This is a genomic window from Actinomadura geliboluensis (assembly GCF_043197915.1).
Classification (GTDB): domain Bacteria; phylum Actinomycetota; class Actinomycetes; order Streptosporangiales; family Streptosporangiaceae; genus Spirillospora; species Spirillospora geliboluensis.
In genome coordinates this window covers 211,422-218,851 of the sequence record NZ_JBICUA010000013.1, presented here as the reverse complement: position 1 = coordinate 218,851, position 7,430 = coordinate 211,422, and the positions used below count along the sequence as shown (strand labels likewise).

At 69.8% G+C, this 7,430-nt stretch carries 7 protein-coding genes; 5 read left to right on the top strand and 2 right to left on the bottom strand.

Annotation, left to right across the window (positions count from 1 at the left end; genetic code table 11):
- Nucleotides 1-156: 156 nt before the first annotated feature.
- Nucleotides 157-1,170, bottom strand: a complete 1,014-nt coding sequence (locus ACGFI1_RS36415) for an extracellular catalytic domain type 2 short-chain-length polyhydroxyalkanoate depolymerase (protein WP_392791949.1) — start codon at nt 1,168-1,170, stop codon at nt 157-159.
- A 26-nt stretch (nt 1,171-1,196) separates the two neighbouring features.
- Nucleotides 1,197-2,513 (bottom strand): tannase/feruloyl esterase family alpha/beta hydrolase, encoded by a 1,317-nt coding sequence (locus ACGFI1_RS36410; RefSeq protein WP_392791947.1) that lies wholly within the window; start codon nt 2,511-2,513, stop codon nt 1,197-1,199.
- Nucleotides 2,514-2,771: 258 nt separating this feature from the next.
- Between ACGFI1_RS36410 and ACGFI1_RS36405 the strand changes: the two genes are divergently transcribed.
- The 5 genes from ACGFI1_RS36405 to ACGFI1_RS36385 are packed head-to-tail and all read left to right on the top strand — an operon-like array spanning nt 2,772 to nt 7,329.
- Nucleotides 2,772-3,545, top strand: coding sequence for an ABC transporter ATP-binding protein (locus tag ACGFI1_RS36405; RefSeq protein WP_138637191.1), 774 nt, complete (start codon nt 2,772-2,774; stop codon nt 3,543-3,545).
- A complete protein-coding gene (locus tag ACGFI1_RS36400; RefSeq protein ID WP_364549900.1) occupies nt 3,532-4,224 on the top strand; it encodes an ABC transporter ATP-binding protein in 693 nt (230 codons plus the stop codon). The genes ACGFI1_RS36405 and ACGFI1_RS36400 overlap by 14 nt, the downstream gene beginning before the upstream one ends.
- 10 nt (nt 4,225-4,234) lie before the next feature.
- Nucleotides 4,235-5,473, top strand: a complete 1,239-nt coding sequence (locus ACGFI1_RS36395) for an ABC transporter substrate-binding protein (protein ID WP_138638649.1) — start codon at nt 4,235-4,237, stop codon at nt 5,471-5,473.
- Nucleotides 5,474-5,485: 12 nt separating this feature from the next.
- The gene (locus ACGFI1_RS36390; RefSeq protein ID WP_138638650.1) at nt 5,486-6,346 is read left to right on the top strand and encodes a branched-chain amino acid ABC transporter permease; all 861 of its coding nucleotides are present in this window, start codon (nt 5,486-5,488) and stop codon (nt 6,344-6,346) included.
- Nucleotides 6,343-7,329, top strand: a complete 987-nt coding sequence (locus ACGFI1_RS36385) for a branched-chain amino acid ABC transporter permease (RefSeq protein WP_392737645.1) — start codon at nt 6,343-6,345, stop codon at nt 7,327-7,329. The genes ACGFI1_RS36390 and ACGFI1_RS36385 overlap by 4 nt, the downstream gene beginning before the upstream one ends.
- Nucleotides 7,330-7,430 lie beyond the last annotated feature (101 nt).

Below are 7,430 nucleotides of genomic sequence, written 5' to 3'. Positions count from 1 at the left end.
CCATTGCGCGTCGGTCAGGTCGAACCGCCTCGTCACCGCTAGGGTGGCCACGAGGTCTCCGGTTATGGGTTCTTCTTGGTCGATGAACCATCTACCGGAGACCTCACTGCATCCGGCTCACAACACGCCGACGCTCACCCCACTTCGAAACACGCCCTAGCCGCCCAGGGCGTGGACCATGCGCATGATGGTCTCGATCTGCTTGCCGCCCTTCATGTCGTAGGCGGTGTCGCCGCCGTAGCCCCACCAGTTCCAGCAGCCCTGCGGGTTACCGCCCGTCCAGCTGGACGCGGTGGCCTGCGGGTACAGGACGATCGTGGCGTTGGTGTCGGCGTATTCGTTGAGGTGCGTCTTCGTCGCGAACGTGGTGCCGACGAGGCTGCGGCCCTGCTGGCATCCGTGCAGCGCGACCATCAGCCGGCACGTGCTCGATCCGCACGCGGCCGGAATGTAGGCGAATCCCTTGGCGTCCATGCTGATGGACGAGGCGCTGCCGTTCGGCGCGTAGGCGTTCTGGTCGAACTCCATGAGCGTTCCGCCGGGTGCGGACGCGGGCGGCGCCACGCTCCCGTAGAGGTGCGCGAGCATCGCGCCCTCCGGGTCGTCGCCGCAATTGTTGATGTAGGGCGTGTAGGTCGCCGTGCACGGATTGGGGCCGAGGGGGCTCACCCATGCGTGCCCGGCCGGGGACGTCTTGTTGTAGGAGACGGCGGCGCCGAAATCGCGGTGGAAACCGGCGAGCCCGTCGTTCACCGACTGCTTGACCGTCATGTCGTTCGTCCCGTGGTGAATCCAGACGGGATGCCCGGCCAGGTTCGCCACGGGGTCGATGCGTCCCTGGGCCGCCCGGTCGCGGGCCGTGCGCTCCAATTCCGCGGGATTGTCGTCGTACAGGTCGTTCATGCACGCGAGTTGCGCGGTGACCACGCTTCCCCGCGCGCAGTGGTACGGGCCGGCGCTGAAGATGCCGGCGCCTTTGAACGTCCCCGAGTAGGTGACGTGGAGTTGGTCCGCCATGTATCCGCCGGACGAGATGCCGCTGACGTAGGAGGCGCTGATCGTGTGCTGGGGAAGCGTCGCGGCGAGTGGCGCGGCGGCCGCGGACGGGGAGGCGGTGGCCGCCGTGAGGGCGAGCGCGGCGGCGGCCGTGAGGATCGGGGTGGACTTCATGACACGAGACCTCCTCGGTTCTGGTGTCAGCTGAGGGAGCAGGTGTTGACCAGGTCGCCGGACGCGGGGCGGGGAAGCGTCGCGCTCTTCGGCGGGGGCGTGCCGTTCCGCGTCCAGGCTTCGAGGGCCGTGAAGGCGGTGCGCATGCAGGGCAGGAGCGGGCGGAGGCGGTCGGGGTAGGTGTCGTAGAGGCCGTCGACGTGGTTGGCGGCCTCCAGGCGGTAGTAGCGGTAAGGGGCCTTTCCTCGGGCGCGGACGAGTTTCGCGTAGACGTCCGAGTCGGTGCCGATCGGCAGGAGCGTGTCGTAGGTTCCCTGGAGGGTGATCAGGGGTTTGCGGATCTGCCCGGTGAGGGATATCCGGGCCACCGCGCGGTGGACTTCCTTCGGGCGGGAGGCGTAGTCGTACTCGGCTTCCGGCCCGGTGTAGGCGGGGTCGAATTCCTCGCGGTAGATGCGCTGGGTGAGTTCCCAGTAGACCTGGTCGTGGAACGGCCAGAGGAATTCCGAACCGGGTGCCAGCCCCGCCTTCAGCAGCGCCTTGTGGGCGGACGGGTCACCGGTGGCCGCGTAGGCCGGGTAGGCCCGCAGGATGGACGGGAGATAGGTGAACAGGTTGGGGCCGTCGGCGCGCCAGAGCGTGCCTTCGGCGTCGATGCCGCCGTCGTAGAGTTCCGGCCGGTTCTCCAACTGCCAGCGGACGAGGTAGCCGCCGTTCGAGATGCCTGCCGCGTAGGTGCGGCCGGGCGAGCGGCCGTAGCGTTTCGCGACGACCTTCTTCGCGGCGCGGGTGAGCTGGGTCAGGCGGTGGTTCCATTCGGCGACGGCGTCGCCGGGGCGGCGGCCGTCCTTGTAGAACTCAACGCCGCTGTTGCCCTTGTCGGTCGCGGCATAGGCGTAGCCCTTGGCGAGCGCCCAGTCGGAAATGGTGACGTCGTTGGCGTACTGGCGGCGGTTGCCGGGAGAGCCCGCGACGACGAGGCCGCCGTTCCAGCGGTCGGGCAGCCGGATGACGAATTGCGCGTCGTGGTTCCAGCCGTGGTTGGTGTTGAAGGCGGAGTCGTCCGGGAAATAGCCGTCCAGCTGGATGCCGGGGACGCCGGACGGGTTGCGCGTCCCGGCGGCGTGCAGGCCGGCGAAGTCGGCGGGGACGGTGTGCCCGGACGCGACCGTCCCGGCGGTGGTGAGGTCGTCCAGCCGCGCCGACACCAGCTTCTCGGCTCCCGGGACGGTGAGCGCGCGTTCCCGCGCATGGCCCGGTGAGGCGTGGGCGGGTGCGGCGAGGGCCGCGACCAGGGCGCCGGTGGCGAGGCCGGCGGTCAGGGCGGCGGTGCGGACGGGCATTCCGGCTCCTCGGATCGGCGTCAGTGCCCGCCATGGTGGGCGCCCGCTGTGACCGCGACCACGTGGCCCGTCCACATATCGGCGGAGGCCGCCATGTGCGGGGCGTGCTGACCTGCGCGTGATGTGGGTCACAGCCGTATCGGCCGGTCCGAATATGGGGGCCGCTCACATGGTCCGGCCCGCGGGCGCGACCTAGCGTTCCCGGTCACGAGGGCCCGGTGTGTCTCGGGTCACCTTAGACGAGATTGAGGAGGGCGCATGGGCGATCCCGTCCCGCAGGCCCCGGTGCTGAAGGCGCGGGGCCTGGTCCGGGAGTTCCGCGGTTTCCGTGCCGTGGACGGTGTGGACCTGGATGTGGGGGAGGGGTCCGTGCACGCGCTGGTGGGGCCGAACGGCGCCGGCAAGACGACGTTGTTCAACCTGCTGACCGGGTTCTTGAAGCCGACCGCGGGCAGCGTCCGGTTGGGGCGGCACGAGCTTGCGGGGCGGAGCCCGGAGGCGATCACCCGGTTGGGCGTGGCGCGCTCGTTCCAGATCACCAGCCTGTTCGCCGAGCTGACCCCGCGGCAGCACGTGGAGCTGGCGCTGGCCGGGCGCAGCGGCCTCGGCTGGCGGTTCTGGCGGTCGGACGCGGCGCTCGGCCGCTACTCCGGCCGCGCCGCCGAGCTGCTCGACCAGGTCGGGCTGGGCGAGCACGCCGACGTCACGGCGGGCGCGCTCGCCTACGGCCGCAAGCGGGCCCTCGAACTGGCGCTGGCCCTCGCGCTCGACCCCAAGGTCCTGCTGCTGGACGAGCCGACCGCCGGCATGGGCGTCGAGGACGTCGGCCGGACGGTCGAGCTCATCAAGAAGGTCCGCGCGGGCCGGACGGTGGTTCTGGTCGAGCACAACATGAGCGTGGTCGCGAGCCTGGCCGACCGGGTGACGGTGCTTCAGCACGGCCAGGTCCTGGTCGAAGGGCCGTATGCCGAGATCCGCCACGACCCGCGCGTGGTCACTGCCTACCTCGGAGACTCCCATGCTGCGCGTTGACGGACTGTCGGCCTGGTACGGCGAGGCCCAGGCCCTGCGCGACGTTTCGCTGCACGTCGACAAGGGCGAGATCGTGACGCTCGTCGGCCGTAACGGCGCCGGCAAGACCACACTGCTGCGCTCACTCATGGGGCTGCATAAAGGGACGTCCGGAACGGTCCGTTTCCTGGACGAGGACATCTCCTCCCTGAGCCCGCATAAGCGCGCGCGCCTCGGCCTTGGTTACGTGCCGGACGATCGCGGCATCTTCGCCTCCCTGTCGGTGGAGGAGAACCTGACGCTTCCGCCGCGCATGGGCCCGGACCCGTGGTCGATGGAGCGGGTCTACGAGACGTTCCCGCGGTTGAAGGAGCGGCGGCGGTTCCCCGGGACGAAGCTGTCGGGCGGTGAGCAGCAGATGCTCGCGCTGGCGCGGGTGCTGCGGACGGGCGCGCGGCTGCTGCTGTGCGACGAGCCCACCGAGGGCCTGTCGCCGCTGATCGTCCAGCAGATCGGCGCCATCCTGCGCGAGGTCAAGGCCGCCGGGGTGACCGTCCTGCTGATCGAGCAGAACGTGCACTTCGCCGCCACCGTCGCCGACCGCCACCACCTGCTCGCCGAGGGCCGGATCGTCGAGTCCATGGACAACGACGAGGTCCGCGCCCGTGAAGACGAACTCCTCCAGTACCTCGGAATCTAGGGAGACCCCCATGAAACTTTTGGGACGTTCGGCCGCGATCGCGACCGCCGGAGCGCTGCTGGCCGGCTGCGCGGGCGGGCCCGGCGGGGGCGGGGGCAAGATCAGCGACGACAAGATCGTCCTGGCGGTGCTGACCGACCAGTCCGGCGTCTACGCCGACCTGTCGGGCAAGAACGCCGTCGAGGCGGTGAAGATGGCCGTCGCCGACTTCAAGGCCAAGTACGGCGACAAGGCCGTCAGCAAGAACATCGAGGTGGTCTCCGCCGACCACCAGAACAAGCCGGAGATCGCCAACTCCAAGGCGCAGGAGCTCTACGACCGGCAGAAGGCCGACCTGATCGTGGACGTCCCGACGTCGTCGGCCGCGCTCGCCGTCGCGACCGTCGCGAAGAACAAGAAGAAGGTGTTCATCGACGTCGGCGGCGCGACGACGGAGCTGGAAGGCAAGCAGTGCAACAAGTACACATTCCACTACGGCTACAACAGCTACATGCTCGCCCACGGGACGGGCACTGAGGTCACCAAGGACGGCGCCAAGAACTGGTACATCGTCTACCCGGACTACGCGTTCGGCCAGGACATGGAGAAGACCTTCACGGCGGCCGTGAAGGGCGCGGGCGGGACGGTCGTGAAGAGCGACCCGACGCCGTTCCCGAACGACAACTTCTCCACGTTCCTGCTGAAGGCGCCCAGCCTCGACCCCAAGCCGCAGGTGCTCGGGGCCATGCAGGCCGGCGGTGACCTGGTCAACCTGGTGAAGCAGTACAACGAGTACAAGCTGCGCGACAAGGGCGTGGGTCTCGCGGTGGGGCTGATGTTCCTCACCGACATCCACTCCCTCGGCCCGGACGCCCTCGCGGGGACGTACTTCACCGACTTCTGGTACTGGAACGCCAACGCGGGCAACCGCGCGTGGGCCGACAAGTTCAAGGCCAAGACGGGCGCCCGCCCGACGGCCGTCCACGCGGGCGACTACTCGGCCGCGCTCCAGTACCTGGAGGCCGTGCAGCGCGGCGGCACCGACAAGTCCGACGACGTGGTGAAGCAGCTCGAAGGCCACAAGGTCAACGACGTGTTCACCTCCACCGGCACGGTCCGCGCCGAGGACCACCTGCTCGTCCACGACGCCTACATCGCGCAGGTGAAGCCGTCCGCCGAGGTCAAGGAGCCGTGGGACTACGAGAAGATCGTCAAGACGATCCCGGCCGCCGAGGCGTTCCAGCAGCCCGACGCCGCCTGCTCCCTCTGAGGCGGGCCCGACGTGCTGCAACAGGCGTTCAACGGCCTGGTGGGCGGGGCGTTCTACGCCCTGCTCGCCCTCGGCCTCGCCGTCATCTTCGGAATGCTCGGCGTCGTCAACTTCGCCCATGGCGCGTTCTACATGCTGGGCGCGTTCGGGGCGTTCATCGCGCTCGACTCGCTCGGCCTGAACTTCTGGCTGGCGCTGCCGCTCGTCCCCGTCGTGCTGGGGCTGCTGGGCGTGGTGCTTGAGCGGTTGTTCATCCGGCGGCTGGCGCCGCTGGATCCGCTCTACAACTTCCTGTTCACCTTCGGTCTGGCGCTCATCTTGCAAGACCTGGTGAAGCGGCAGTACGGCGTGCAGTCGCAGCCTTACCCGAGGCCGTCCGCGCTGGACGGGTCGATCAACCTGGGGCTGTTCAGCTACCCGGCCTATCAGGTGTTCGTGCTGGCGGTGTCCGTGCTGGTGTGCGGTGGAGTGTGGGTCGTGCTGACCCGTACTCGGGTGGGGATGATCGTGCGGGCGGCGACCGAGAAGCCGGAGCTGTCGCGGGCGCTGGGCATCGACGTGGGCCGCTGGGTCACGCCGGTGTTCGGGTTCGGGATCGCGCTGGCGGCGTTCGCCGGGGTGCTGGCCGCGCCGATGCGGGCGGTCAACCCGCTGATGGGCTCCGACCTCATCATCACCGTGTTCGCCGTGGTCGTGATCGGCGGGCTGGGGTCGGTGTTCGGGTCGGTCGCGGCCGGGTTCGCCGTCGGGCTGGTGTCGGCGCTGGGCAACTACTACGTCCCGTCGCTGTCGCAGACCCTGGTGTTCATCCTGATGGCGGCCGTGCTGCTGTGGCGGCCCGCCGGCCTGTTCGGACGCGAGGAGGCGTTGTGATCCTCTCCAGGCTCGCCGGACGGCCCGTCCTGCTCGCCGTCGGGCTGCTGGCCGCGCTCGCCCTGCCCTGGTTCGTCTATCCGCCGGTCGCACTCGACATCGCCTGCTGGGCGCTGTTCGCCGCCGCCGTCGACCTCCTGCTCGGCTTCACCGGCCTCCTGTCGTTCGGGCACGCCGCCTTCTGGGGCGGATCCGCGTACGCCACCGGCCTGATCGCCCTGCACTCCGGGCTGCCGTTCCCTGTGGCCGTCCTGGGCGGGGCTGCCTTCGCCGGTGTCCTCGCCGTTCCGATCGGTTTCCTGTCGGTGCGGCTGCGCGGCATCTACTTCGCGATGGTCACCTTGGCCTTCGCGCAGATGGTCTACTTCGTCTCCAACCAGTGGCGGGACGCGACAGGCGGAGAGAACGGACTGCAAGGCATTCCCAGGGAGTTCTTCGGCGTCGACCTGTCCGACCCGTTCTTCTTCTACTACGCCGCCCTGCCGTTCGTGCTGGCCGGGATGTTCGTGGCCTGGCGGATCGTCCGGTCGCCGTTCGGGCGGGTGCTGGTGTCCATCCGCGACAACCCGAACAGGGCGCGCGCCCTCGGGTACAGCATCGACCGTTACAAGCTGCTGGCCTTCGTCTTGTCGGCGGTCCTGTCGGGCCTGGCCGGCGGCCTGTTCACCATCGGGCACGGCTTCGCGTCCCTGCAGGGCGTCTACTGGACGACGTCCGGACAGGCCGTGATGATGGTCGTCCTCGGCGGCATCGGCACGCTGTGGGGCGGTGCCATCGGCGCCGCGCTCGTCGTGGAGCTGCACGACTACCTGGCCACGGCCGGGTTCGAGGAGACCGGGATCATCACCGGTTCGATCTTCATCCTGGTCGTGCTGCTGTTCCGGCGCGGCGTCTGGGGCACCGCGCGCGACCTGGTCGCCGCCCGCACGTCCCGCGAGCGCACCGCACCCGAACCCGTCCCCAAGGTGGACGCCTCCGTCTGAAACGGCGGTGGGGGGGGGGGGGGGGGGGGGGGGGGGGGGGGGGGGGGGGGGGGGGGGGGCGGGGGGGGGGGGGGGGGCGCGGGGGGGGGGGTGGGGGGGGT

Bases quoted from the DNA above. Each gene is read 5' to 3' on its own strand.
- ACGFI1_RS36415 (WP_392791949.1), bottom strand. From the start codon at position 1,170: ATGAAGTCCACCCCGATCCTCACGGCCGCCGCCGCGCTCGCCCTCACG.
- ACGFI1_RS36410 (WP_392791947.1), bottom strand. From the start codon at position 2,513: ATGCCCGTCCGCACCGCCGCCCTGACCGCCGGCCTCGCCACCGGCGCC.
- ACGFI1_RS36405 (WP_138637191.1), top strand. From the start codon at position 2,772: ATGGGCGATCCCGTCCCGCAGGCCCCGGTGCTGAAGGCGCGGGGCCTG.
- ACGFI1_RS36400 (WP_364549900.1), top strand. From the start codon at position 3,532: ATGCTGCGCGTTGACGGACTGTCGGCCTGGTACGGCGAGGCCCAGGCC.
- ACGFI1_RS36395 (WP_138638649.1), top strand. From the start codon at position 4,235: ATGAAACTTTTGGGACGTTCGGCCGCGATCGCGACCGCCGGAGCGCTG.